Below are 25,211 nucleotides of genomic sequence, written 5' to 3'. Positions count from 1 at the left end.
TCGTTATCCTGAGCAGCGTCCATGCTCCGCACGACATGCGGCTCACGGTCGAACGACAGTCATGCGACTGCCCGCATCGACCGGGATTTCGGAAACGGACGAAACATCCATGCGATCAGGCATGCGCCGATGCCGATCGCGAACGAACCGATGTAGAGCCAGCCGTAGCTGCCGGACGCATCGACGATCAGGCCGCCCGCGACAGGCCCCGCGGCCATGCCGAGGCCACCGGCCATCGCGCTGCCACCGATCACCGTGCCCATCATCCGCTGCGGAAAATTCTCGCGTGCGAGCACCGGATACAGCGGCATCACACCCGCATAGACGAAGCCGAACAGCGTCGCGATCGCGTAGAACCCGTCGAGCGTGCGCACGAAATCATAGCCGAGCGCACCGAGCGCCTGCGCGAGCAGCCCCACCACCAGCATGCGCTTCGCGCCGATGCGATCGCCCAGGATCCCGAACACGATCCGGCCGCCCATGCCGGCGAGCCCTTCGACGCTGTAGATCGATACCGCGACGATCAGCGGGATCCCGCAAGTCACCGCGTAGCTGACCGTATGGAAGATCGGGCCCGAATGCGTCGCGCAGCAGAAGAAGTTGGTCAGCAACAGCACGATGAACTGCGGCGAACGCAGCGCCTCCACGACCGACATCGCCACAGGCTCGCCCGCCGGTGCGGGGGCCGCCAGCGCCGCGGGCGCGCCGTAGAGCGCAGGCGCCCGGCGCACCAGCAGCGCTACCGGAATCATCACGACCGCCGCCAGCACCGCCATCAGCAGCATCGACGTGCGCCAGTCACGCACCGACACGAGCCACGCGGCCAGCGGGGCCATCGTCATCGGCGCCATCCCCATCCCGGCCGACACGAGCGACACCGCCAGGCTGCGGTGCGTGTCGAACCAGCCGGTCACGCACGCCATCATCGGCGCGAATATCGCGGCCGTCGCGCCGCCGACGGCGAGGCCGAAAGTCAGCTGGAACGCGAGCAGCGACGGCGCACGGCTCGCCAGCGCCAGGCTTGCCGACAGGAGCACGGCGCCCGTGATGACGACCGGGCGCGTGCCGATGCGGTCCGACAGGCTGCCCCACCCCATGCTCGCGAAGGCCATGGCAATGAAGCCGAGCGTCATCGCGCCGGAAATGCCGGTCATCGACCAGCCGGTGTCGCGCGCGATCGCGCGCAGGAACACCGGCAGCGAAAACATCGCGCCGACCGCGATGCAGCCCATCAGGCCGCCCGCGGCGACGATCACCCAGCGGTATCGGGAATCCGGCATGGCGTGGCTCCTTTTCGTGACGGCAATACCCGGGAACCGGGTGCCACCCGCGTGGCGTCCTGCCCGGTCGACATGGATACGACGGGCGACGCATCGGGAAATCGACATGCGCGGGACGCACGCTGACGAATTTTTTATGGTCCGCCGCTCCGCTCCGCCCGCAACCGGCGGCTCGGGCCGACACCGCGTGACGGATCGTCCGGTCGGTCTGTCCCCTGCCAGCGTGCTTTTCGGGAATCGGAAAGTCCAAATCAGAAATCGTTGGTTGGGCCCCGAGAGCACGCTGACTACACTCGAGCGATCTTGTCATAACAAGTTGACCGATGACCTCACCCAACGTCGTGCCGCTGTCGGCGGCTCCGCTCTACGTGCAGATCAAGGACACCCTGCGCGCGCGCATTCTCGACGGCACCTATGCGCCGCACAGCCGGATGCCTTCCGAGCACGATCTCTGCGCGATGTTCGACGTCAGCCGTATCACGGTGCGCCAGGCGCTCGGCGATCTGCAGAAGGAAGGCCTGCTGTTCAAGCTGCACGGCAAGGGCACCTTCGTGTCGAAGCCGAAGGCATTCCAGAACGTGACGTCGCTGCAGGGCTTCGCCGAGGCGATGTCGTCGATGGGCTACGAGATCGTCAACCAGGTGCGCAGTTTCCGCACCGTCAAGGCCGACCGCCATCTCGCGACGAAGCTGAACGTGCCCGAAAGCGCGCCGCTCGTCGAGATTCATCGCGTGCGGCTGCTGAATCGCGAGCCGGTGTCGCTCGAACAGACCTGGGTGCCCGAAGCCGTCGGCAAACGCCTCGCGGGCGCCGATCTCGCGACCCGCGACATCTTCCTGGTCCTGGAAAACGACTGCGGCATCCCGCTCGGCCATGCCGACGTGTCGATCGACGCGATTCTCGCCGACGACGAGATCGTCGATGCGCTGCATGTCGAGGAAAGCAGCCCCGTGCTGCGCATCGAGCGCCTCACGCATGACGCGTCGGGCGCACCGATCGACTACGAAATTCTCTACTTCCGCGGCGACGCCTTCCAGTACCGGCTGCGCATCGACCGGCAGAAGCCGCGCAAACCTGCAAGGACACAACGATGACTACCCATGTGCTCGAATACGACATCGTCGTGGTCGGCGGCGGCACGGCCGGCCCGATGGCGGCGATCAAGGCGAAGGAACGCGACCCGTCGCTGCGCGTGCTGCTGCTCGAAAAAGCGCACGTGAAGCGCAGCGGCGCGATCCCGATGGGGATGGACGGCCTGAACAATGCGGTGATCCCCGGGCATGCGACACCCGAGCAGTACACGCGCGAGATCACCATCGCCAACGACGGGATCGTCGACCAGGAAGCCGTGCATGCGTATGCCACGCACAGCTTCGCGACGATCGAGCAGCTCGACCGCTGGGGCGTGAAGTTCGAAAAGGACGGCACCGGCGACTACGCGGTGAAGAAGGTCCACCACATGGGCGCATACGTGCTGCCGATGCCCGAAGGCCACGACATCAAGAAAGTGCTGTACCGGCAGCTGAAGCGCGCGCGCATCGCGATCACGAACCGGATCGTCGCGACGCGCGTGCTGACCGATGCACAGGGTCGAGCCAGCGGCGTGCTCGGTTTCGACTGCCGGACGGCCGAGTTCCACGTGATCCGCGCGAAGGCCGTGATCCTCTGCTGCGGCGCGGCCGGCCGCCTCGGCCTGCCGGCCTCGGGCTACCTGATGGGCACCTACGAGAACCCGACCAACGCAGGCGACGGCTACGCGATGGCCTATCACGCCGGTGCCGCGCTCGCGAACCTCGAATGCTTCCAGATCAATCCGCTGATCAAGGACTACAACGGCCCCGCGTGCGCGTACGTGACGGGCCCGCTCGGCGGCTTCACCGCGAACAGCAAGGGCGAACGCTTCATCGAATGCGATTACTGGAGCGGCCAGATGATGTGGGAGTTCTACCAGGAACTGCAAAGCGGCAACGGCCCCGTGTTCCTGAAGCTCGACCATCTCGCGGAAGAAACGATCCAGACCATCGAGCAGATCCTGCATACGAACGAGCGGCCGAGCCGCGGCCGCTTCCACGCGGGGCGCGGCACCGACTACCGGCAGCAGATGGTCGAGATGCACATCTCCGAGATCGGCTTCTGCAGCGGCCACAGCGCATCCGGCGTGTATGTGAACGCACGCGCGGAGACGACCGTGCCGGGGCTCTACGCGGCCGGCGACATGGCGGCCGTCCCGCACAACTACATGCTCGGTGCATTTACGTACGGCTGGTTTGCCGGGCAGAACGCGGCCGACTACGTGGCCGGCCGTGCGCATGCCCCGGTGGACGACGAACAGGTCGCCGCCGAACGCACCCGCGTGCTTGCGCCGTTGTTGCGCGAGCGCGGCCTGGCGCCGGCGCAGGTCGAATACAAGCTGCGCCGCATGGTGAACGACTATCTGCAACCGCCGAAGGTGACGCGCAAGATGGAAATCGGGCTGCAACGCTTTGACGCCATTACTGAGGATATCGAATCGATAAAGGCCGATCATCCGCACGAACTGATGCGCGCCGCCGAGGTACGCGCGATCCGCGACTGCGCGGAAATGGCCGCGCGCGCGTCGCTGTTCCGCACCGAGAGCCGCTGGGGGCTGTACCACCATCGCGTCGACTTCCCGCAGCGCAACGACGCCGAGTGGTTCTGCCACACGTGGCTGAGCAAGGGCGCCGACGGCGCAATGCGCAGCGAGAAGCGCGCGGTCGAACCCTACGTCGTACCGCTCGCCGACGACGAGCGCAGCGCCTACGCGCATCTGCGCATCCGCGAACCGGCCGCACCCGCGGCCACCCTCTGAGGAATCCTGCCGTGTCCCATACGCCGCATGACATCTTCCTGCGCAGCAGCGCGCCCGTCACGATCGACGAGGATCTGTGCATCGCCGACAAGGGCTGCACCGTCTGTGTCGACGTGTGCCCGCTCGACCTGCTCGCGATCGACGTGACGAAAGGCAAGGCCTATATGCAGTTCGACGAGTGCTGGTACTGCATGCCGTGCGAGCGCGACTGCCCGACCGGTGCGGTCAAGGTCGACATCCCGTACCTGCTGCGCTGATCGTGTGCGCGGCAGGCTCTCACCCTCCCCCGATCGCTTACCCATGACCGCCTCTGCCTTCGCTTCCCCGCTGCCCGGCGCGCACGACCCCGACCAGGCCGCGCTCGTCACCCGCCTCGCCGCACCCGACGCGTCCGTGCGCCGTATCGCGCTGCTCGAACTCGCCGATCTCGAGGATCCCGACTGCGTGCCCGCGTTCGTCACGTCACTGCGCGACGATGCGTCGGCCGACGTACGCGGCGAAGCCGCCCGCGTGCTCGGCGCGTGGGAGCAGCCCGACGTCGTCGACGCACTGTCCGGCGCGCTGCTCGATCCGGACGACGGCGTACGGGCCACCGCCGCGCAAAGCCTAACTGAAGGACGCTGCATCGGGCGCGGTGCTGCGTCGCTGGGCCGACCGGCCGGAACCGTTCGTGCGCGGCGCCGTGCTGCGCGGCTTGCGCGAACTGCGCGACCCCGATGCGTTTGCGCCCGCGCTGCACGCGCTCGATGCCGACGCGGCAGCCGTGCGCGCCGAGGCCGTCGCGGTGCTCGGCTGGCTCAAGGATGCGCACGCGCTGCCGCCGCTCGCGCGCGTCGCGACGACCGACACCGATGCGGACGTACGACGTGCGGCGGTCGGCGCGCTCGGCTTCGCGTCGCCCGGCGACGCGACCATCGCGACGGCGCTGCTCGCCGCACTGCGCGATCCCGCCTGGCAAGTGCGCGAGGAAGCGGCCGCGACACTCGGCAAGCTGCGTATCTCCGCTGCGAGCGCACCGCTCGTCGCCGCGCTCGACGACGATTACTGGCAGGTACGCCTGCGCGCCGTCCGCGCGCTCGGCCAGTTGCGCGACAGCACCGCCGCCCCGGCAATCGCCGCCCTGCTTGCGCATGCGATCGGCAACCTGCGCAAGGAGGCCGCGCTCGCGCTCGGCGAGCTGCGCGAGCGTGCGACCCTGCCCGCGCTGCACACCGCACTGGAGGATCGCGACCCCGAGGTTCGCAAGGCCGTGCGGATCGCGATCCGGCAGATCGACGACGCTTCATGATGATCGTGCCGACCGAGATCGTGCTCGATCATCCGGCACGCGCACTGACGCTGCGCTGGCCGGACGGCGACACGCAGCGCATCGGCTATGCGCAATTGCGCAGCGGCTGCCCGTGTGCGGAATGCCGTCGGATCCGGTACGACGGCGGCCATGTCGACGTGCAGCCCGACCTCACGCTGGACGATGTGGAACCAGCCGGCTACGGCATCCGTCTCGCATTTGGCGACGGCCATGCACGCGGCATCTATCCGTGGCCGTATCTCGCCGGCATGAACGCGCCGCCATCGCATCGCTAGAACCCCTTCCTGCGCGACGCGCGCGGCATCGCCGACATGCGAACGAAAACGCTGCGATACTGACGGCCACGATCGTCTCCACTCACAGCGGGAGTCAGGACATGCAAACGGCAGTCGGATTCATCGGCCTCGGCGTGATGGGCACGCCGATGGCGCTCAATCTTGCGCGGGCCGGCACGCCGCTCGTCGCATGGAGCCGCTCCCACGGCAGCGACGACGCGCTGCGCGACGCCGGCGCACGCATCGCCGAGCACGCCGACGACGTGTTCGCAGCCTGCCGCACCGTGATCCTGATGCTCGCGAACGACACCGCGATCGACACCGTCCTCGGGCGCGGCACGCCCGACTTCAGTCGTCGCGTCGGCGATCACGTGATCGTGAACATGGGCACCACGTCGCCCGAATACTCGCGCGCGCTGGCCGACGAGATCGCGGCCGCGTCGGGCCGCTACGTCGAGGCACCCGTGTCGGGGTCGCGCAAGCCGGCCGAAGCGGGCCAGCTCGTCGTGATGCTGGCCGGTGCGCCGGACGACGTCGACGCGGTCCGCCCGCTTGTGAAGCCGCTGTGCCGCGACAGCTTCATCTGCGGCGAGGTGCCGTCGGCGCTGACGATGAAGCTCGCCGTCAACCTGTTCCTGATCACGATGGTCACCGGCCTGACCGAAGCCACGCATTTCGCACAACGCCACGGCATCGATCTCGCCCGCTTCGCCGACGTGCTGAACGCCGGCCCGATGGCGAGCGACGTGTCGCGCGTGAAGATCGGCAAACTCGTCGCGGCGGATTTCTCCGTGCAGGCCGCGATCACCGACGTGCTGAAGAATGCGCGCCTCGTCGCCGAATCGGCGCGCAGCATCGGCATCGCGTCGCCGCTGCTCGATATCTGCCACGCGCTTTACGGCGAGACCGAACAGGCCGGGCACGGGTCCGCCGACATGGTCGCCGTGATCCGCGCAATCGAGCAGCGTACCGAGGACGGGCGATGACTCGCCGCCTGGAACGGCTCACCTCCATCCGCTTCGACGCTTAGCACCCTCATGTCCGATTCCTCGCCCGCGCCGACCGTGCGCCCCGTTCCCGCCGTGATCGGCGTCGTCCTCCGCGAGCACGACGTGCTGATGGTTCGCCGCGCCAATCCACCCGATGCCGGCTGCTGGGGGTTTCCCGGCGGCAAGATCGAAGCCGGTGAAACCGTCACGCGCGCCGCCGTGCGCGAGATCGCCGAAGAAACCGCGATCGACGTCGAAGCGCTGGACGTGTTCACCGCGCTGGATGCATTCGATCACGATGCCAATGGCGGCCTGCGCCAGCATTACGTGCTGGTCGCCGTGCTGTGCCAATGGCTGCGCGGCATGCCCGTTGCGGGTGACGATGCACTCGAAGCGCGCTGGTTCGATCTCGCCGAACTCGATCGTGACGATCTGCCGATGAGTGCGGGCGTGCGGGACGTGGCGCGGCGGGCGGTGGAACGGGCAGCAGCCTTGGCCGAAACGCCTCGCGCCTGAACCTGACATAATGCTTACTTTCCGCGCCACCGTGCAGGCGGCCCGATCGGGACCCTGACGGCGCCGGCCACCTGCCGGCATCGCGACCAAAACAACAAATCGAATCATGATCAGAATCCGCCAATCCACCCCGGCCGACGGCGCGCGCGTGCTCGATATCTGGCGCAGCGCAGTCGATGCCACGCATCATTTCCTGAGCGACGACGACCGTCGCTCGATCGAGTCGGAAGTCGTGGCGTTTCTGCCCGATGCACCACTCGATCTGGCCGTCGACGAAACCGATCGGCCAATCGGTTTCATGCTGCTCGACGGCAGTCACATGGAAGCGCTGTTCATCGATCCCGCTCATCACGGCGCGGGGATCGGACGCCTGCTTGTTGAGGATGCGCTCAGGCGCCATCCCGGCCTGTCGACCGACGTCAACGAGCAGAACGAACAGGCGGCGGGATTCTATGAACGGCTGGGATTCGAGCGCACCGGGCGATCGGCGCTCGATGGACAAGGTCGGGCTTATCCGTTGATTCACCTGCGCTATCGCAGGGGCGATCAAGCCTGAGCGGTATCGCGAAAGCGCGTGCCTTCTGCTTGCGCTTCGTCTCGTGTGCTTTCGTCGACGGCCATCCCGAGCATCCGGTTGCCTTCGATTCCGCGATACCCTTGACGCCCCTACATCACGGGTATCGCGCGCATCGCACCGTTACGCGCGTCCCCGCGCAAGCCTGCTCCCGACGGCCGCAAACGCGCGCTGCATGAAGCCGTTGAACCGCTCGGCGTCGCGCCGCAGCCCGGCTTGCTGGCCGCCGATCAGGCAGAGATGCGCGAGTTGCCCCACGATCTCGGCTTCGCCCGGCATACGGGCCCAGCGGCGGGACGTCTCGACCGCGAATGCCAGGCGCGTCGCATCGACGCGCTGCTGGAATTCCGCCACCAGCGGATCGTGCAGCGCCCACGCGCGAATCGCGATTTCACGGCCGGGCCGCTTCTCCGCGGCAATGTGCAGGTAGCGCGTCAACGTGTCGCCGGCACCGTGGCCGCCCGCCGCATACGCAAGCATGCGTGCGGTGTAGTCGTCCTCCCACACGGTCAGCAAGGTCCTGACGAAGTCCTCGCGATTGCGGAAGTGGTGATAGAACGATCCGCGGGTCACGTTCAGCCGTCGCGCGAGGCTCTCGGCGGAAACGCCCGCATACCCTTCCCCGTCGAGGGCCTCGAAGCCCGCTGCAATCCAGTCGTTTCGCGTCAGTGTGCTCATCGTCATCGCCATACAGGCTGTGTATGGTGCGGTAGGGACAGATAGGCTGCGAACTCTATCACGGCCGCCGCCGCATCCGGCAGCGCGCCACCACGCATGGAGTCCACCTTGAAAGACATCGCTCTCGTTGCATTCGACCGGTTCACCGACGTCGACCTGTTCCTGATGTGGGACATTCTCGGCCGCAACAACCGCGACTGGCGCGTCCGGATCCTGGGTGCGCAGCCGGTGCTGCATTCCGCACACGGTCTGGCCATCCCGACGCACGGCCCGCTTGCCGACGCCAATCACGCCGATGCGGTCCTCTTTTCGAGCGGCAAGGAAGGCGTACCGGCCGCACTGGCCCGTCCCGATTTCCTGCCGTCGTTCGATCTCGATCCCGAGCGCCAGCGGGTCGGGTCGATCTGCGGCGGGGCTTTCATTCTCGAGCGGCTCGGGCTGCTGCCGGAGCGCCGCGCCACGACGCATCCCGACGCGCGGAAGGGTTTGCAGGCACTCGGGCTGGACGTGCTGAACCAGCCGCTGGTGTGCCACGGCAACGTCGCAACCGCGGGCGGATGCCTGGCGTCGCTCTATCTGACGGGGTGGCTCGTCGAATCGATGTTCGATGCGGACAAGCGGCGCGAGACGCTGCTGCCCGTGCTGCCTGCCGGGCAACGGGAGGTTTACGAAGATCTGATCGAATTCAGCATCAGGCAGGGTGCGGGACAAACCACGGGCCCGATCCGGATGGTTGAAGGCGAAACCGGGCTGGCGGCATGACGCGCGGACCCATGGGCTGCCGATAGTCGGCGATCAGCGCCCTGTTGCATCGTCGTGCGTCCTGCCAAGCCAACGGCGGGTCGGAACGAATTCGCGGGCGGTCCGCCTCATCGATCGGGTCGGCGCTCGCTGCACGCATAGTCGTTTCCCGGGCTGAACGAGCCTGTCGCGGGCCTGGAGATGCTAACCTCTCGGCCACTCTAACGACACCGCGTGAAGCAACAGGATTCGACCATGCAAACCGTTGCGGTACTGGACTTCGAAACAACCGGACTTTCGCCGAATATGGGCGACCGTGCGACCGAAATCGCCGTCATCCTGCTCCGGGACGGACAGGTCGTCGACCGTTTCCAGAGCCTGATGAATGCAGGCAGACGCATACCGTCCGATGTCGTCGCGCTGACCGGCATCACGAACGAGATGATTGCATCGGCGCCGCCAGCGTCGACAGTCATGAAGGAAGCCGCAGCGTTCGTCGGCAAGCATGCGGTCGTCGCGCATAACGCCGGCTTCGACAAACGGTTCTGGCAGGCGGAACTCGGGCTGCTCGGCATGTCGGCCGAGCATGCGTTTGCTTGCACGATGCTCGTGGCGCGACGTATCTACCCGGATGCCCAGAGTCACCGCCTGTCGAGCCTGGTGGATATGCTGCGCTTGCCCAAATCGGGCCGTGCGCACCGGGCGATGGTCGATGCCGAGATGGCCGGTCACCTGTGGTGCCGGCTGCAGCAGGACATTGCGCGGACTTACGGGCTGGGTCGTATCGATCACGCACTCATGGCGCGCGTGCAAGCAACGGCGAAGGCGAAAGTGCCGATGTATCTGCGGTCGCTCGTGGGGTCACACGCGTGAGATCCGGTCAGCGGACGGAAGCGATCGCCAGCGAGCGCACAACGGATTGCCGCGTCACGAATGCCGCACGACGTCTCGTGACTCACGCAACGCGTTAACGAAAAACGGCTTGGCAATCGCCAAGCCGTTTCTTGTCACGGTCCGTGCGGGACAGCGAACAAGCTGAACCCGCCATCCGCTCACGCCCTATCGCGCCACCAACCGATGCGCCACGACGAGAGCGGAATCGAACGCTGATTCAGCACGAACGCTTATTCCCACTCGATCGTCGCCGGCGGCTTCCCCGAGATGTCATACACCACACGGTTGATCCCGCGCACCTCGTTGATGATCCGGTTCGACGCGCGGCCGAGCAGCGCGTACGGCAGGTGCGCCCAGTGTGCGGTCATGAAGTCGGTCGTCTGCACTGCGCGCAGCGACGTCACGTAGTCGTACGTGCGGCCATCGCCCATCACGCCCACCGACTTGACCGGCAGGAACACCGCAAATGCCTGGCTCGTCAGGTCGTACCAGCTCTTGCCGACATCGGCTTCGCCGCACAGGCCGGCAGCCGCATCGTGCGCGGTCGCGGTCGTGTTGCGCAGTTCCTCGATGAAGATCGCATCCGCGCGGCGCAGCAGGTCGGCATACTCGCGCTTCACTTCGCCGAGAATCCGCACGCCGAGGCCCGGGCCCGGGAACGGATGGCGGTACACCATCTCCGGCGGCAGGCCGAGCGCGACGCCCAGCTCGCGCACTTCGTCCTTGAACAGGTCGCGCAGCGGCTCGAGCAGCTTCAGGCCCAGCGTTTCCGGCAGGCCGCCGACGTTGTGGTGGCTCTTGATCGTCGTCGCCTTCTTGGTCTTCGTGCCGCCCGATTCGACCACGTCCGGATAGATCGTGCCCTGCGCGAGCCACTTCGCCTTCGACAGCTTCTTCGCCTCGGCCTGGAACACCTCGACGAACTCGCGGCCGATGATCTTGCGCTTCGCTTCCGGATCGGTCACGCCGGCCAGGTGGCCGAGGAACTGATCGGCCGCGTCGACGTGCACGACTTTCGCGTGCAGGCGGCCCTCGAACATGTCGAGCACCATCTTGCCTTCGTTCAGGCGCAGCAGGCCGTGGTCGACGAACACGCAGGTGAGCTGGTCACCGATCGCGCGATGGATCAGCGCGGCCGCGACGCTCGAATCGACACCGCCCGACAGGCCGAGAATCACTTCCTCGTCACCGACCTGCTCGCGGATCTTCGCGACAGCTTCCTCGATGTGGTTTTTCATGATCCAGTCGGGCTTCGCGCCGGCGATCTGCAGCACGAAGCGTTCGATGATCTGGCGGCCCTTCACCGTGTGCGTGACTTCCGGGTGGAACTGCACCGCGTAGTAGCCGCGCGCCTCGTCGGCCATGCCGGCGATCGGGCAGCTCGGCGTCGATGCCATCAGCGCGAAACCCGGCGGCAGCTCGGCGACCTTGTCGCCGTGGCTCATCCAGACCTTCAGCATGCCGTGGCCTTCGTCGGTCTTGAAATCCTCGATGCCGTCGAGCAGGCGCGTATGGCCGTGCGCACGCATTTCCGCGTAACCGAATTCGCGGTGGTCGCTCCACTCGACCTTGCCGCCGAGCTGCACGGCCATCGTCTGCATGCCGTAGCAGATGCCGAGCACCGGCACGCCGAGATCCCATACGGCCTGCGGCGCGCGCAGCTGATGGTCTTCGTACGTGCTCGCGTGGCTGCCCGACAGGATCACCGCCTTCGGCGCGAACTCGCGGACGAAGTCGTCGGACACATCGTTCGGATGGATTTCGCAGTAGACGTGCGCTTCGCGCACGCGTCGCGCAATCAGTTGGGTGACTTGCGAACCGAAGTCGAGAATCAGGATTTTGTCGTGCATGGCTGCGGACGGGATGAAGAGAATAAGAAAAGCAGCGCATCATTTACATCATGCGCTGCGTCAATAGCATGGACAGCGGCGTCGGGCGGAAGGCAGCACGCGCGACGCATGGCCGGTCAATCCTGCATCGGCGGGCGCTCGTCGAGTGCGACGCCGCCTGACGATTGACTGGAGCCGGATGAAGCCGGTGACGGTGCGGCAGATGCCGCGGGACGGCTGACGACCGGTTCGACACGCTGCGGTGCGGGCGACGACGCGGGCGCCATCGCCGGCTCGGCCGGACGCTGCGCCGGCGCGCGCGCCTCGAGCGCCTGCGCTTTCTCGCGCCGGCGCACGGCCGATGCGAGCCGCACGCCGCCAAGGCCCAGCACGATCAGCACGACGCCGGCCACGGCCGACAGCACCCGGCCGGCGGCAGCCAGCGCGGGACCGCTGCCGGTGCCGATCGACCAGACGATCGTCAGCACACCGGTCAGCCAGTACACGTGGCCGACCGACCGCGCAACGGGCGCGGTGAGATCCCCGTTGAACGCTGCATGAAACGCGAGCCACGCGAGCCCGAGCAACGCGATGCCGAACGCCTGGCCGAGCATCGCCGGCTGGACGCTCGCCAGTTGCAATGCGTTGAACAGCGACTGCCAGGGCGTCAGCACGAACAGCACGCCGAACGCCAGCAGCAGCACGGCATCGATGATCAACACGGCTCGCAGCAGCGGTTTCATCGGCGATCAGTCCACGTGGTAGTTCGGCGCTTCCTTCGTGATCTGCACGTCGTGCACGTGCGACTCGCGCATGCCCGCCGCGGTGATCTGGACGAATTCGGCCTTGTCGTGCAGCTCGTCGATCGTCTTGCAGCCGCAGTAGCCCATGCTCGCGCGCACGCCGCCGACCAGCTGGAACAGGATCGCGTTGACCGAACCCTTGTACGCGACGCGGCCTTCGATGCCTTCCGGCACGAGCTTGTCGATGTTCGCCGAGTTGTCCTGGAAGTAGCGGTCTGCCGCGCCGTCCTTCATCGCACCGACCGAGCCCATGCCGCGGTACGACTTGTACTGGCGGCCCTGGTACAGGAACACGTCGCCCGGCGCCTCTTCGGTGCCCGCGAACATGCTGCCCATCATCACCGCGTTCGCGCCAGCCGCGAGGGCCTTCGACACGTCGCCCGAGAAGCGCACGCCGCCGTCGGCGATGCACGGCACGCCCGTGCCCTTCAGCGCTTCCGCGACATTCGCGATCGCGCTGATCTGCGGCACGCCGACACCGGCGACGATCCGCGTCGTGCAGATCGAGCCCGGGCCGATACCGACCTTGACCGCATCTGCGCCGTATTCGACGAGCGCCTTCGCGGCGGCGGCCGTCGCGATGTTGCCGCCGATCACCTCGACGTGCGGGTAGTTCTGCTTGACCCAGCGCACGCGCTCGAGCACGCCCTTGCTGTGGCCGTGTGCGGTATCGACGACGATCACGTCGACGCCGGCCTGCACCAGCAGCTCGACGCGCTCTTCGTTGTCGGGACCGACGCCGACCGCCGCGCCTGCGCGCAGCTTGCCGTGTTCGTCCTTGCACGCGTCCGGGTGCTCGGTCTGCTTCGTGATGTCCTTGACGGTCATCAGGCCGCGCAGTTCGAATGCGTCGTTGACGACCAGCACGCGCTCGAGGCGGTGGCTGTGCATCAGCGCCTTCGCTTCGGCGAGCGGCGTGCCTTCCTTGACCGTGACGAGGCGCTCGCGCGGCGTCATGATCGACTTGACCGGTTCATCGAGGCGGGTTTCGAAACGCAGGTCGCGGTTCGTGACGATGCCGACCAGTTGCGGGCCTTCGACGACCGGGAAGCCCGAGATGCCATGCTGGCGCGACAGCGCGATCACGTCGCGCACCTTCATTTGCGGCGGCACCGTGATCGGATCGCGGACGACGCCCGATTCGAAACGCTTGACCTTCGCGACCTCGCGGGCCTGTTCGGCCGGCGTCAGGTTCTTGTGGACGATACCGACGCCACCCTGCTGGGCCATCGCGATCGCGAGGCGACCTTCGGTGACCGTGTCCATGGCGGCGGACACGAGCGGCATGTTCAGGGAGATGTTGCGGGTCAGCTGGGTCTTGAGGCTGGTGTCGCGCGGGAGAACGTCGGAGAAGGCGGGAACGAGGAGCACGTCATCGAAAGTGAGTGCTTTTTGGATCAGACGCATGGCAAATCCTATGGGCGCAAAAGCGAATTATACGCGAAGCGCTGCGAATTTTCACAACACGAACAACGGCTTAGCCGCTTTCCTCCGTTCGGGGGCCGAATCGTTCGGTTCGCCGTTCGGTTCGTTTTCGATCGCCTTTCGTTTCACCGCCGCATCGCGCCATTCGCGCAGCCGGCCACGAATCGGCCGATCCGCCTGTTGCGGGCCGGCCACGCGGCGATCGCGCCGACGGTGAAGCGCGGCCCGGCAACGCGTCGAACGGGCCCGCCTTCCCCGCCTCACAACAGCCCGGCCGCGCGGACGATCATCGCCATGCCGCCGCCGACCGCGACGCAGCCGACGATCCGTGCAACACGCCCACCGGCCGGCACAAGGCGTTCGGCGGCGATCGCAAGCGTCACGGCCGCCATCACGCGCAGATCCATCATGCCGGCCGCCAGCGCGACCGCCATCAGGTTTCCGCAACACATCCCGCATCGCATGGCGGCTCGCACGCCGTACCGCCATGCCGTATCGGCATCCACGCGCGGCACGTGCACACAGGTCGCCGCGTGCCGGCAGCACGCCAGCCGGCGCGCCTTCCATCCGAAGAATTGCAGGGCGCCTGCAGCCAATACGACCGTGCCGACCACGAACGGCATCGCTCGCGCGAGCGCCGGTAGCCGTGCGGCGGCGCTCATCAGTGCGGCGCCGGCCGGAAACACGAGCGCCCCGAGCACCATCCACACCGCGAAATACCCGGCACCCGCGACGACGACGAGCCAGGCCGAACGCGCCGCCGCCTGCGGACCGATGCCCTGGCGGTATCGCCAGAGCACCGGCGCGAGGACGGGCAGCATCATCGTCGCCGTCATCGCGCCCCACATGCCGGCGAACGCCGCGAACGTGCGGCCGGCGCCCCATCCACACGGCCGCTGCCATGCCGCCGACGTCATCCAGCCACCGGGCATCGGTTCGCCACCCATCACGGCCATCGACGCGTGTTGCGCCAGGGTCGCCATCGCAGCGAGCGCGAACGCGGCCACAACCGCCACGCCGAATACCCTCGGATCGGGGCCCGTATCGCCAGCAGCCGGCTGTGTGATCGCCCGCCCCCGCCCGTCGCCGGCGCGCTCAGCCGCGTGCGTATTCGTCATGACGGCGCCACCACGGGCCCGTCTCGTTGCGCCCGCGCGGCGCGCGATCGAGCCACTGGTACATCCCCCACAGCCCGTCGAGCCCGCGCGCATAGGTCGAGTACGTGTGATAAACCGCGCCGTCCTCGCGCACGAACGCGCTCATCCCCGGCCGGTCGAGCGAATACGTGACCGCGTCCGTGCCGCAGGTCGCCGCGAACTCCACGACAGGCGCCGGCGGCGGATCCATGTCCATCGCGTGGCCGGCCCGCGCATAGTTGTACTCGACGTCGCCCGCCCGCTGCTGCGTTTCGGTGAACGACACATTGAAGTCGAAGTTGAAATCGCTTCCGACCGACGACGCCCACGGGAAGCGCCACCCCATCCGCTGCCGGTACGCGAGCAGCTTCGCGAGCGGTGCGCGCGACACGGCCGCGAGCGTCACGTCGTGGTTCGCCAGGTGCACGGCAAAACCGTCGAAACCGTCGGCGATCGACGAACACGACGGGCAGCCGGCCTTGTAGTCGGGGCCGAACATGAAGTGATAGACGAGCAGCTGCGACCGGCCGCGAAACAGATCGTCGAGCGTGGCCTGCCCGTCTTCGGTGTCGAACCGGTAGATCTTGTCGACGCGCACCCACGGCAGTGCCTGGCGCCGCCGCGCGAGTTCGTCGCTTTGCCGCGTCAGCGCCTTTTCCGCGTCGAGCAGCGCGCGGCGCTCGGCCAGCCATTCGTCGCGCGTTCCGGTGAGATGGGTCGTCATGGCGAGTACCTCCTTCCGATGGGTTGCCGGGCACGGCGTCCGGTGCCGTGTGCGTGGTGCTAGATTAGTGGCGGGCATCGGGCCGGAGGGAGTGACAAGTGTGTCGGGATTCGGATGGATTCGCTGATCACCGCGGCCGCGCGCGCGCTTGCGGCCGGTGACGCGCTCGGCGCGCTGAACCGCGTCGCGCTGCGCGACGATGCGCCGGCGCTCGCGCTGCGCGGGATCGCGATGGCGCAGCTCGGCGATTTCGAACGCGCGCGTGCACTCGTGCGCGGCGCCGCACGCGCGTTCGGCGCGAAGGAGGCCGTGGCGCGTGCGCGCTGTGTCGTCGCCGAAGCGGAGATCGCGCTCGCGTCGCGCGACCTGCGCTGGCCGACCCGCGCGCTCGACGCCGCCTGCGCAACGCTCGACGCGCACGGCGACCGCGCGAACGCCGCGCATGCGCGCTATCTCGGCGTGCGCCGGCTGCTGCTGATCGGGCACCTCGACGATGCCGAGCAGATGCTCGCGCATCTCGATCCCGCGCCGCTGCCGGCCGCATCGCGCGCCGCCCATGAGCTGATCGCAGCCGGCATCGCGATGCGCCGCATCCGCACGCACGCGGCCCGTGCGGCGCTCGCCCGAGCGCGCGCCGCGGCCGGCGACGCCGGTATCGCCGCGCTGACGGCCGAGGTCGACACCGCGGCACACGTGCTCGACGCACCGGCCGCGCGCCTCATCGCGCGCGGCACGTCGCGGCTGGTGCAGCTCGACGAAGTCGAGACGCTGTTCGCGTCGAACGCGCTCGTCGTCGATGCGTGCCGCCACACGGTGCGCGACGCACGCACGACCGTGTCGCTCGCGCGGCGGCCCGTGCTGTTCGTGCTCGCCCGCGCGCTCGGCGAGGCATGGCCGGCCGACGTGTCGCGCCACGTGCTCGTCGCGGCCGCATTCCGCGCGAAACACGCGGACGAATCGCATCGCGCGCGCCTGCGCGTCGAGATCGGCCGGCTGCGCGCGATGCTCAGGCCGCTCGCGAACGTCATCGCGACGCCGCGCGGCTTTGCGCTCGAACCGCTCGGCATACGCGAGACCGTCGTCCTGGCGCGCCCAGTCGACGATCGCCACGCGGCCGTGCTCGCGCTCCTCGCCGATGGCGAAGCGTGGTCGAGCTCCGCGCTCGCACTGGCGCTCGGCGCGAGCCAGCGCACCGTACAGCGCGCGCTCGACGCGCTCGCCGAAGCCGACAAGGTCCAGGCGCTCGGCCGTGGCCGCGCGCGCCGCTGGATGACGCCGCCGCTGCCCGGTTTCGCGACGACCTTGTTACTCCCTGCCCCGCTGCCGGGCGATTAGGATGACCTCACCGAACGACGAGGTGACGAACATGAAACGCTCCAGTGCAGACATCCTTCGCGAATACGGCCCGTTTCCGGGCGTCGACGGCGTACACGGCGTCACGTTCGACGGGCAGTACGTGTGGTACGCGTCCGGTGACAAGCTCAATGCGCTCGACCCGGAATGCGGCACGACGGTCCGCTCGCTCGACGTCGCCGCGCATGCGGGCACGGCGTTCGACGGCCGCCACCTGTACCAGATCGTCGAGGACCGCATCGAGAAGATCGATCCCGAATCGGGCCGCGTACTCGCGACGATTCCCGCCCCCGGCGGCGGCGGCGATTCGGGGCTGGCATGGGCCGAAGGCACGCTGTGGGTCGGCCAGTACCGCGAACGCAAGATTCATCAGGTGGATCCGCAATCGGGCGCCGTGCTGCGCACGATCGAATCGAACCGCTTCGTCACGGGCGTGACGTGGGTCGACGGAGAGCTGTGGCACGGCACCTGGGAAGCCGACCAGGCCGACCTGCGGCACATCGATCCGCGCACGGGCCGCGTGCTCGAGCAGATCGACATGCCGGCCGGCGTCGGCGTATCGGGGCTCGAATCCGACGGCCACGACCGCTTCTACTGCGGCGGCGGCAACAGCGGCACGTTGCGCACCGTGCGGCGGCCCGCGCGGGCACTGGGCAACAGCGCGGACACAACGCCCGATCCGGCTGACGAATGACCCGCCGCCCGCCGCGATCGCGCCCGCACGCGGCACGCCAGCGCCCCGCCCTGCGCCGAGTGCAGGAATGAACAAGACGCCGCTGCGACCGCGTCGCTAAGATGCGCGCTCGTCAGTCATGTGTTCGGAGCGGTCGATGCAGCGCGGTGTGGTCTATGGTGTCCTGGCAGGTGCCCTGTGGGGCATGGTGTTTCTCGTTCCTCGGCTGCTGACCGACTTCTCGCCGCTGCTGCTGAGCGCCGGCCGCTACGCGATGTACGGCCTCGTATCGCTCGCGGCCGCGTTGCCGGCCGCCCGCTCGCTGCTCGCGCGGCTGACCCGCGAGGATCTCGTCGCGCTGGTCAGGCTCGCCGTCGTCGGCAACGTCGCGTACTACATGCTGCTATCCGGCGCCGTGCACCTGATCGGCATCGCGCCCAGCTCCCTGATCGTCGGCGTGCTGCCCGTCACGGTCACGCTCGCGGGCCTCGGCGACCACGGCGCGGTGCCGCTGCGGCGGCTCGCGGCCCCGCTCGCGCTGGTGATCGCGGGCATCGTCTGCATCAACGTCGACCTGTTCACGTCGGAGGCCGCGCATGCGACGACGCTCGGCCAGAAGCTCGCCGGGATTGCCTGCGCGGCCGGCGCGCTCGCGAGCTGGACCTGGTATGCGGTCGCGAACGCCCGCTATCTGCAGCGCCATCATCATTTCGGCGGCAACGAGTGGTCGGTGCTGTGGGGTGTCGTGACGGGCCTGATCGGTGGGCTCGTCTGGATCGCGATCCTCGCGCTGCCGGCCGGCACGGTGCAGGCAGCCGTCCCGGCGTCGCGCTGGCAGCTGTTCTGGCTGCTGAACCTCGTGCTCGCGATCGGCGCGTCGTGGCTCGGCAACGGGCTGTGGAATGCCGCGTCGAAGCGGCTGCCGCTCACGCTGTCGGGCCAGCTGATCGTGTTCGAAACCGTGTTCGCGATGCTTTACGCGTTCGTGTATGACCAGCGGATGCCGCACGCGCTCGAGATCGCCGCGCTGGTGCTGCTGCTCGCGGGCGTCTACGGATCGGTGCGGCAGCACGGCAACACGCCCGCCGGCGGCGATACATCGGGAAGCGCGCCGACAAACGCGAACGCCGCGGCCCACTGAGCGCCGCGGCGTTTGATCAGACGAATCGGGTCTGAAGCCGCGAACCGGCCCGCGTCAGCGCGCGTCCTTGTGCATCCACTTGCGGCCCTCGATGGAGCCGTCGCGGCGCGACTTGTCGACGCGCCGCTGGCGCGCGAGTTTCGGATCGACGATCAACGGGCGGTAGATTTCGACGCGGTCGTGATCGGCGAGCGGCGCGTCGAGCGGCGCAAGCTTGCCGTACACGCCCGTCTTCGCGTTCGCGAGATCGATTTCCGGGTGCAGCGCGAGCACGCCGCTCGCGTCGATCGCCGAACGAACGGTCGCCCCTTCGGGCAGCGACAGCGGAATCAGCGTCTGGCGATCCGGCAGCGCGTAGCAGACTTCGATCGACAGCATCGCGTCACCCCTTTCCGTAGCGCTGGTCGGCGCGCTTCACGAACGAATCGACGAACGTGTTCGCGATGTGGCTGAACACGGGCCCGATGATCTTCTCGAGCAGGATGCTCGAGAACTCGTAGTGCAGCGCGAATTCGATCTTGCACGCATCGGCACGCAGCGCCGTGAAGCGCCACGCGCCCGTGAACTTCTTGAACGGGCCGTCCGTGAACTCCATGTCGATCCGCGCCGGGCGCTGCTGCGTGTTGCGCGTCGCGAAATGCTGCTTGATGCCCTTGAAGTTGATGTCGATGCGCGCTTCCATCCCGCTCTCGTCCTGACGGCGAATCTCGACGCCGCCGCACCAGGGCAGGAAATTGGGGTAGTCGGCCACGTCGGTGACGAGGTCGAACATCTGTTCCGCCGAATGACGGATCAATACGGTTTTCTGGACATCTGCCATAAATCGCGCGGCATCGCTTAAGGTGAGAACGCAAGCCGGGCGATTCCCGCCCCGCTTTGCTAAAATCGTGATTTTAAACGAGTTGGCCCGATCCTTTCATGAGCATCATCGACAACAGGAAAGCGCACTTCGATTATCACATCGAGGAACGCTACGAGGCGGGGCTCGTGCTCGAGGGCTGGGAAGTCAAGGCGCTGCGCGCCGGGCGCGGCCAGATCAGGGAAGGTTACGTCGTGATCAAGCACGACGAGATCTTCCTGATCGGCACCCATATCAGCCCGCTGCCCGAGGCTTCGACCCACATCACGCCCGACCCGGTTCGCACGCGCAAGCTGCTGCTGCACCGCGAGGAAATCAAGAAACTGATCGGCAAGGTCGAGCAGCGCGGCTACACGCTCGTGCCGCTGAACTTCCACTACAAGGGCGGTCGCGTGAAGTGCGACATCGCGCTCGCGAAGGGCAAGAAGCTGCACGACAAGCGCGAAACCGAGAAGAAGCGCGACTGGGAACGCGAAAAGGCACGCATCATGCGCGCCGGCACCTGACGCGCGCGACGCGTCTCGCAAACGACACGGCCCGCTCGAAGCGGGCCGCGTTGCTTTGGGCCAGGTGAATCGCGGATGCCGGCTGCCCGGCGGCGGCTGAGGCGGCACTCGGCGCGCCACACCGCCCGTTTCGACTGAAGAAAGGCACCGACGACGGCGCCGAACGGGCATCATCCGCGCCCCGGCTACGCGACGATTCGTCGCACGCCGATCGCCCGCGGCGGCGGCCTGCGCACCGCGTGCGTCCGACTCAGGCCTTCCCGCCCGACGCCGCCCCCGCGCTCTTGACGATCGTCAGCGCCGACGAGATCGCGGTGCCGAGGTCCGACAGGTTCGCCGGCACGATCAGCGTGTTGCCCTGCTTCGCGAGATTCGAGAATGCGCTGACATACTGCTCGGCAACCTTCAGGTTCACCGCGTCCATCCCGCCCTGCGATTGCATCGCGTTCGCGATCTTCTGGATCGCCTGTGCATTCGCCTCGGCCACCGCCAGAATCGCGGCTGCTTCGCCCTGCGCCTGGTTGATCGCGGCCTGCCGTTCGCCTTCGGATTTCTGGATCGCCGCTTCGCGCGCGCCCGACGCGAGGTTGATCTGCTCCTGCTTGCGGCCTTCGGATGCGGCGATCAGCGCGCGCTTTTCACGCTCCGCGGTGATCTGCGCCTGCATCGCGTGCAGGATTTCCTTCGGCGGCGTCAGGTCCTTGATCTCGTAGCGCAGGACCTTCACCCCCCAGTTCGCGGCGGCCTGATCGAGCGCCGACACGATGTTGTGGTTGATGAAGTCGCGCTCCTCGAACGTCTTGTCGAGTTCGAGCTTGCCGACCACCGAGCGCAACGTGGTTTGCGCGAGCTGCGTGATCGCGAGCACGAAGTTGCTCGCCCCGTACGACGCCTTCATCGGATCGGTCACCTGGAAATACAGCACGCCGTCGACCTGCAGCTGCGTGTTGTCGCGCGTGATACAGACCTGGCTCGGCACGTCGAGCGGGATTTCCTTCAGCACGTGCCGGTATGCGATGCGATCGACGAATGGCAGCACGATGTTCAGGCCAGGCGACAGCGTCGCGTGATAGCGCCCGAAGCGCTCGAGCACCCACGCATGCTGTTGCGGCACGATCTTCACCGTTTTCGACACGATCACGATCGCGATGACGAGCAGGACCACCCAGATGATCAGCGAATCCATGAAGTATTCCCTCCTTGTTGTATCGGCGGACGATCAGCCCGCGGGTTTCGCCACGACCACGAGACAATTGCCGCGCACGGCACTCACCTGATACACGTGCGCATCGTCGCGCTCGCCGTTCGCGAGCTCGACATCCCAGTCGGCACCGCGATACTGCACGCGCGCGCGGCCGTCACGCCACGCGTCGACCGTGACGGTCGAGCCGATATCGAGATTGACGTCGGGATTGGTCGACGTGTCGCGCTTCTGCTTGCGGCCGAGCCCCGAGCGGCGCAGCGCGATCATCGCGACGATCGCGACCACGGCCGCCGCGCCGAACTGCACGTGCGGCGCGAAACCGGCCAGTTGCAGCAGCCCGCCCGCGAGAAAGCCGAGCGCGATCATCAGCAGGTAGAACGTGCCCGTCAGCAACTCGGCTACGACCAGCACGCCCACCGCGCCCCACCAGAACAGATGCCCCGACATCATTGTGGTCTCCAGAAAAGTCCCCCGCGCTCACCTGCGTCTCATGCAACCAGAATACGCGCTGAAGCGCTGTTCCGGATCGATATATTCGCGGCCCCCGAGCGAGTGACACGCGCGGGGTGGCCCGGTTCGCACCGAAAGGAAATAGCCCCCACGCTCACCATGTTCGCTGCCCCCCCCAAGGGGCGGTCGGCACTCTTGGGGCGGCCCGGCGAGTACCGACGAAAAAAAACACCCCGGTGTCTACCGGGGTGTTTATAGCATGAACCTTGCATTTTGCCTTCAACGAAAGCGCGATGCCACCGCGCTCTCGTCAAAGGGGCGTTACCGACCGTTACTTCCGGTTGGCGAGCGCCTGCCACGTCTCGATGATCGTGTCGGGGTTCAGCGAGATCGACACGATGCCTTCGTCCGTCAGCCATTGCGCGAAGTCCGGGTGATCGGACGGGCCCTGGCCGCAGATGCCGACGTACTTGCCCATCCGGCGGCAGGTATCGATCGCGCGCTTCAACAGAAACTTGACGGCCGGGTCGCGTTCGTCGAAGTCGACAGCCAGCAGTTCCATGCCCGAGTCGCGGTCGAGGCCGAGCGTGAGCTGCGTGAGGTCGTTCGAACCGATCGAGAAACCGTCGAAATGTTCGAGGAACTCTTCGGCGAGGATCGCGTTGGTCGGGACTTCGCACATCATCACGAGGCGCAGGCCGTTTTCGCCGCGCTTCAGGCCGAACTTCTCGAGCAGGCCGACGACACGCTCCGCCTGCTTCACGGTCCGCACGAACGGCACCATGATCTCGACGTTGGTCAGGCCCATCTCGTCGCGCACGCGCTTCAGCGCACGGCACTCCATCTCGAACGCCTGCGCGAAGTCTTCAGCGATGTAGCGCGACGCGCCGCGGAAGCCCAGCATCGGGTTTTCCTCGTCCGGCTCGTAACGCGAACCGCCGATCAGCTTCTTGTACTCGTTCGACTTGAAGTCGGACAGACGCACGATCACGGGCTTCGGATAGAACGCTGCTGCAATCGTCGCGACACCTTCCGTCAGCTTGTCGACGTAGAACTGACGCGGCGATGCGTGACCGCGCGCGACGCTCTCGACGGCCTTCTTCAGGTCCTGGTCGATGTTCGGGTACTCGAGGATCGCCTTCGGGTGAACGCCGATGTTGTTGTTGATGATGAACTCGAGACGCGCGAGACCCACACCGCCGTTCGGCAGTTGCGAGAAGTCGAACGCGAGCTGCGGGTTGCCGACGTTCATCATGATCTTGACCGGGATTTCCGGCAGTTCGCCGCGCTGCACTTCCGTGACTTCCGTCTCGAGCAGGCCGTCGTAGATCTTGCCTTCGTCGCCTTCCGCGCACGACACGGTGACGAGCGCGCCGTCCTTCAGGATGTCGGTCGCATCGCCGCAGCCGACGACTGCCGGCACGCCGAGCTCACGCGCGATGATCGCCGCGTGGCAGGTCCGGCCGCCACGGTTCGTGACGATCGCGGCTGCACGCTTCATCACCGGCTCCCAGTTCGGGTCGGTCATGTCGGCCACCAGCACGTCGCCCGGCTGCACGCGTTCCATTTCCGACGGATCCTGGATCACGCGCACGGGACCCGCACCGATCTTCTGGCCGATCGCACGACCCGTCGCCAGCACCTGCGACTGGCCCTTCAGCTTGAAGCGCTGCTCGGCCTTGCCGGTTGCCTGGCTCTTCACCGTTTCCGGGCGTGCCTGCAGGATGAAGATCTTGCCGTCGCGGCCATCCTTGCTCCACTCGATGTCCATCGGACGCTGGTAGTGCTTCTCGATGATGACCGCGTACTTCGCCAGCTCGATCACGTCTTCGTCGGTGATCGAGTAGCGGTTGCGCTGCTCGTGCGACACGTCGACCGTCTTCACGCGGCCCGGCTCGCCCGGCTGCGTGAATTCCATCTTGATCAGCTTCGAGCCGATCGAGCGGCGGATGATCGGGTACTTGTCCTGTGCGAGCGTCGTCTTGAACACGTAGAACTCGTCCGGGTTCACGGCGCCCTGCACGACGGTTTCGCCCAGGCCGTAGCTCGACGTGATGAACACGGCGTCCTTGAAGCCCGATTCGGTGTCGATCGTGAACATCACGCCGGCGGCGCCGACGTCCGAGCGGACCATGCGCTGCACACCGGCCGACAGGGCGACTTCCGCGTGCGTGAAGCCCTTGTGCACGCGGTACGAGATCGCGCGGTCGTTATACAGCGACGCGAACACGTGCTTCATGCGATCGAGGACATCTTCGATGCCGACGACGTTCAGGTACGACTCCTGCTGGCCGGCGAACGATGCGTCGGGCAGGTCTTCCGCGGTAGCGGACGAACGCACGGCGAACGACAGCTCGCCCGGCGAGCTGTTCTTCAGGATTTCGAACTGTTCGCGGATTTCCTGCTCGAGACGTGCCTGCATCGGCGCATCGACGATCCACTTGCGGATCTCGGCGCCGGCTTCGGCGAGCGCCTTCACGTCGTCGATGTCGAGCGACTCGAGACGCTTGGCGATGCGGTCGGTAAGGTCGTTGTGCGTGAGGAAATCACGGAACGCGAGCGCGGTCGTGGCGAAACCAGTGGGTACACGAACGCCTGCTTCGGAAAGCTGGCTGATCATTTCGCCAAGCGACGCATTCTTGCCGCCGACGATCTCCACATCGGTCATCCGCAACTGCTCGAACGGAATTACATACGCCTGGTCCTTTGCGACGTTTGCTGCGTTAGTCATACAAGCCCCTAAGTGTGAAAAAAATGCTCGATTGCGCAAGTGGGCTCGGACGCGGGCGCTTGCAAAAAGGCGCGGCGCGTCTTGCGCAACCTGTTAGATAAACAATCGCAGCGGCGAAAAATCTTCCGACCCGATTTGCAAAAATCCCGGCAGAAGGGCGATATTTGCAGACGAATCGCCAAACTTGCCGGGAATTTTTGAATCGCGCGGCGAAGCCTGGGGCGCCGTTCGCGCCCTGCCCCCGCAATTGCTTATCCAACAGGTTGCCGCTATTCTACCGTGCCGGCTGCC

Annotated in this window: 26 protein-coding genes and 1 pseudogene; 14 read left to right on the top strand and 13 right to left on the bottom strand. The window is 67.0% G+C overall.

All coding sequences use genetic code 11. The features are described 5' to 3' along the window. Nucleotides 1-59 precede the first annotated feature (59 nt). A complete protein-coding gene (locus LGN19_RS25020) occupies nt 60-1,280 on the bottom strand; it encodes an MFS transporter (RefSeq protein ID WP_226217692.1) in 1,221 nt (406 codons plus the stop codon). A 323-nt stretch (nt 1,281-1,603) separates the two neighbouring features. Here LGN19_RS25020 and LGN19_RS25015 point away from each other — a divergent pair, with 323 nt between their 5' ends. The 8 genes and pseudogenes from LGN19_RS25015 (at nt 1,604) to LGN19_RS24980 (ending at nt 7,755) form a co-directional block, all read left to right on the top strand. Beyond that, on the top strand, nt 1,604-2,374 hold the full coding sequence (locus tag LGN19_RS25015) for a GntR family transcriptional regulator (protein WP_226217690.1): 771 nt from the start codon (nt 1,604-1,606) through the stop codon (nt 2,372-2,374). Then, complete coding sequence (locus LGN19_RS25010) at nt 2,371-4,110, top strand: fumarate reductase/succinate dehydrogenase flavoprotein subunit (RefSeq protein WP_226217688.1); 1,740 nt, start codon at nt 2,371-2,373, stop codon at nt 4,108-4,110. The genes LGN19_RS25015 and LGN19_RS25010 overlap by 4 nt, the downstream gene beginning before the upstream one ends. Nucleotides 4,111-4,121: 11 nt before the next feature. Then, a complete protein-coding gene (locus LGN19_RS25005) occupies nt 4,122-4,367 on the top strand; it encodes a ferredoxin family protein (RefSeq protein ID WP_226217686.1) in 246 nt (81 codons plus the stop codon). Nucleotides 4,368-4,410: 43 nt separating this feature from the next. Further along, a pseudogene (locus tag LGN19_RS25000) lies at nt 4,411-5,398 on the top strand (HEAT repeat domain-containing protein). Next, on the top strand, nt 5,398-5,694 hold the full coding sequence (locus LGN19_RS24995) for a gamma-butyrobetaine hydroxylase-like domain-containing protein (RefSeq protein ID WP_122946702.1): 297 nt from the start codon (nt 5,398-5,400) through the stop codon (nt 5,692-5,694). Before LGN19_RS25000 ends, LGN19_RS24995 begins: the two are co-directional and overlap by 1 nt. A gap of 101 nt (nt 5,695-5,795) precedes the next feature. Further along, entirely contained in the window at nt 5,796-6,680 is an 885-nt protein-coding gene (locus tag LGN19_RS24990; protein ID WP_122945679.1) for an NAD(P)-dependent oxidoreductase, read from the top strand. A gap of 51 nt (nt 6,681-6,731) precedes the next feature. Further along, entirely contained in the window at nt 6,732-7,199 is a 468-nt protein-coding gene (locus LGN19_RS24985) for an NUDIX hydrolase (RefSeq protein ID WP_174976918.1), read from the top strand. A gap of 106 nt (nt 7,200-7,305) precedes the next feature. Further along, on the top strand, nt 7,306-7,755 hold the full coding sequence (locus LGN19_RS24980; protein WP_122945680.1) for an acetyltransferase: 450 nt from the start codon (nt 7,306-7,308) through the stop codon (nt 7,753-7,755). A gap of 141 nt (nt 7,756-7,896) precedes the next feature. Here the strand turns inward: LGN19_RS24980 and LGN19_RS24975 are convergent, their stop codons facing one another. After that, nucleotides 7,897-8,451, bottom strand: a complete 555-nt coding sequence (locus tag LGN19_RS24975) for a TetR/AcrR family transcriptional regulator (protein WP_226217685.1) — start codon at nt 8,449-8,451, stop codon at nt 7,897-7,899. Between the two features lie 96 nt (nt 8,452-8,547). On the opposite strand from LGN19_RS24975, the gene LGN19_RS24970 reads away from it, so the two are divergent. Beyond that, nucleotides 8,548-9,213 (top strand): DJ-1/PfpI family protein, encoded by a 666-nt coding sequence (locus LGN19_RS24970; protein WP_226217683.1) that lies wholly within the window; start codon nt 8,548-8,550, stop codon nt 9,211-9,213. A 234-nt stretch (nt 9,214-9,447) separates the two neighbouring features. After that, the gene (locus LGN19_RS24965; protein ID WP_122945682.1) at nt 9,448-10,065 is read left to right on the top strand and encodes a PolC-type DNA polymerase III; all 618 of its coding nucleotides are present in this window, start codon (nt 9,448-9,450) and stop codon (nt 10,063-10,065) included. A gap of 251 nt (nt 10,066-10,316) precedes the next feature. On the opposite strand, the gene guaA is transcribed toward LGN19_RS24965, so the two are convergent. The 6 genes from guaA to LGN19_RS24935 form a co-directional block, all read right to left on the bottom strand. Continuing rightward, a complete protein-coding gene (gene guaA / locus LGN19_RS24960) occupies nt 10,317-11,936 on the bottom strand; it encodes a glutamine-hydrolyzing GMP synthase (protein ID WP_122945683.1) in 1,620 nt (539 codons plus the stop codon). A gap of 116 nt (nt 11,937-12,052) precedes the next feature. Then, nucleotides 12,053-12,658: a hypothetical protein gene (locus tag LGN19_RS24955; RefSeq protein WP_174960901.1), complete on the bottom strand. Its 606-nt coding sequence runs from the start codon at nt 12,656-12,658 to the stop codon at nt 12,053-12,055. 6 nt (nt 12,659-12,664) lie between these two features. Then, nucleotides 12,665-14,125: an IMP dehydrogenase gene (gene guaB / locus LGN19_RS24950; protein WP_226217681.1), complete on the bottom strand. Its 1,461-nt coding sequence runs from the start codon at nt 14,123-14,125 to the stop codon at nt 12,665-12,667. A gap of 51 nt (nt 14,126-14,176) precedes the next feature. After that, nucleotides 14,177-14,338, bottom strand: a complete 162-nt coding sequence (locus LGN19_RS24945) for a hypothetical protein (RefSeq protein WP_164462495.1) — start codon at nt 14,336-14,338, stop codon at nt 14,177-14,179. 65 nt (nt 14,339-14,403) lie between these two features. Then, complete coding sequence (locus LGN19_RS24940) at nt 14,404-15,261, bottom strand: DUF2182 domain-containing protein (protein ID WP_413227242.1); 858 nt, start codon at nt 15,259-15,261, stop codon at nt 14,404-14,406. Then, on the bottom strand, nt 15,239-16,003 hold the full coding sequence (locus LGN19_RS24935; protein ID WP_226217679.1) for a DUF899 domain-containing protein: 765 nt from the start codon (nt 16,001-16,003) through the stop codon (nt 15,239-15,241). Before LGN19_RS24935 ends, LGN19_RS24940 begins: the two co-directional genes overlap by 23 nt. Nucleotides 16,004-16,117: 114 nt before the next feature. Between LGN19_RS24935 and LGN19_RS24930 the strand changes: the two genes are divergently transcribed. From LGN19_RS24930 to LGN19_RS24920, 3 genes are all read left to right on the top strand, one after another. Next, nucleotides 16,118-17,338, top strand: coding sequence for a helix-turn-helix domain-containing protein (locus tag LGN19_RS24930; protein ID WP_226217677.1), 1,221 nt, complete (start codon nt 16,118-16,120; stop codon nt 17,336-17,338). Between the two features lie 31 nt (nt 17,339-17,369). Further along, complete coding sequence (locus tag LGN19_RS24925) at nt 17,370-18,050, top strand: glutaminyl-peptide cyclotransferase (protein WP_226217675.1); 681 nt, start codon at nt 17,370-17,372, stop codon at nt 18,048-18,050. Nucleotides 18,051-18,186: 136 nt separating this feature from the next. After that, nucleotides 18,187-19,170: a DMT family transporter gene (locus LGN19_RS24920; RefSeq protein ID WP_174959566.1), complete on the top strand. Its 984-nt coding sequence runs from the start codon at nt 18,187-18,189 to the stop codon at nt 19,168-19,170. A 54-nt stretch (nt 19,171-19,224) separates the two neighbouring features. Here LGN19_RS24920 and LGN19_RS24915 read toward each other — a convergent pair whose 3' ends face one another. Together LGN19_RS24915 and LGN19_RS24910 are read right to left on the bottom strand one after the other, a co-directional pair. Then, nucleotides 19,225-19,548, bottom strand: coding sequence for an RnfH family protein (locus LGN19_RS24915; RefSeq protein ID WP_039342764.1), 324 nt, complete (start codon nt 19,546-19,548; stop codon nt 19,225-19,227). A gap of 4 nt (nt 19,549-19,552) precedes the next feature. Next, a complete protein-coding gene (locus LGN19_RS24910) occupies nt 19,553-19,990 on the bottom strand; it encodes a type II toxin-antitoxin system RatA family toxin (RefSeq protein WP_085039369.1) in 438 nt (145 codons plus the stop codon). Between the two features lie 98 nt (nt 19,991-20,088). Here LGN19_RS24910 and smpB point away from each other — a divergent pair, with 98 nt between their 5' ends. After that, on the top strand, nt 20,089-20,535 hold the full coding sequence (gene smpB, locus LGN19_RS24905; RefSeq protein ID WP_011352441.1) for an SsrA-binding protein SmpB: 447 nt from the start codon (nt 20,089-20,091) through the stop codon (nt 20,533-20,535). Between the two features lie 250 nt (nt 20,536-20,785). Here smpB and LGN19_RS24900 read toward each other — a convergent pair whose 3' ends face one another. The 3 genes from LGN19_RS24900 to ppsA form a co-directional block, all read right to left on the bottom strand. Further along, nucleotides 20,786-21,721, bottom strand: a complete 936-nt coding sequence (locus tag LGN19_RS24900) for an SPFH domain-containing protein (RefSeq protein WP_175002975.1) — start codon at nt 21,719-21,721, stop codon at nt 20,786-20,788. Between the two features lie 33 nt (nt 21,722-21,754). Then, nucleotides 21,755-22,189, bottom strand: coding sequence for an NfeD family protein (locus LGN19_RS24895; RefSeq protein ID WP_174918855.1), 435 nt, complete (start codon nt 22,187-22,189; stop codon nt 21,755-21,757). A 331-nt stretch (nt 22,190-22,520) separates the two neighbouring features. Next, nucleotides 22,521-24,920 (bottom strand): phosphoenolpyruvate synthase, encoded by a 2,400-nt coding sequence (gene ppsA, locus LGN19_RS24890; RefSeq protein WP_226217673.1) that lies wholly within the window; start codon nt 24,918-24,920, stop codon nt 22,521-22,523. Nucleotides 24,921-25,211: the final 291 nt, after the last annotated feature.

It is taken from the genome of Burkholderia sp. AU30198, from assembly GCF_020419825.1.
Classification (GTDB): Bacteria; Pseudomonadota; Gammaproteobacteria; order Burkholderiales; family Burkholderiaceae; genus Burkholderia.
The sequence above is the reverse complement of the archived record's forward strand: the minus strand, read 5'-3'. Positions and strand labels throughout refer to the sequence as shown.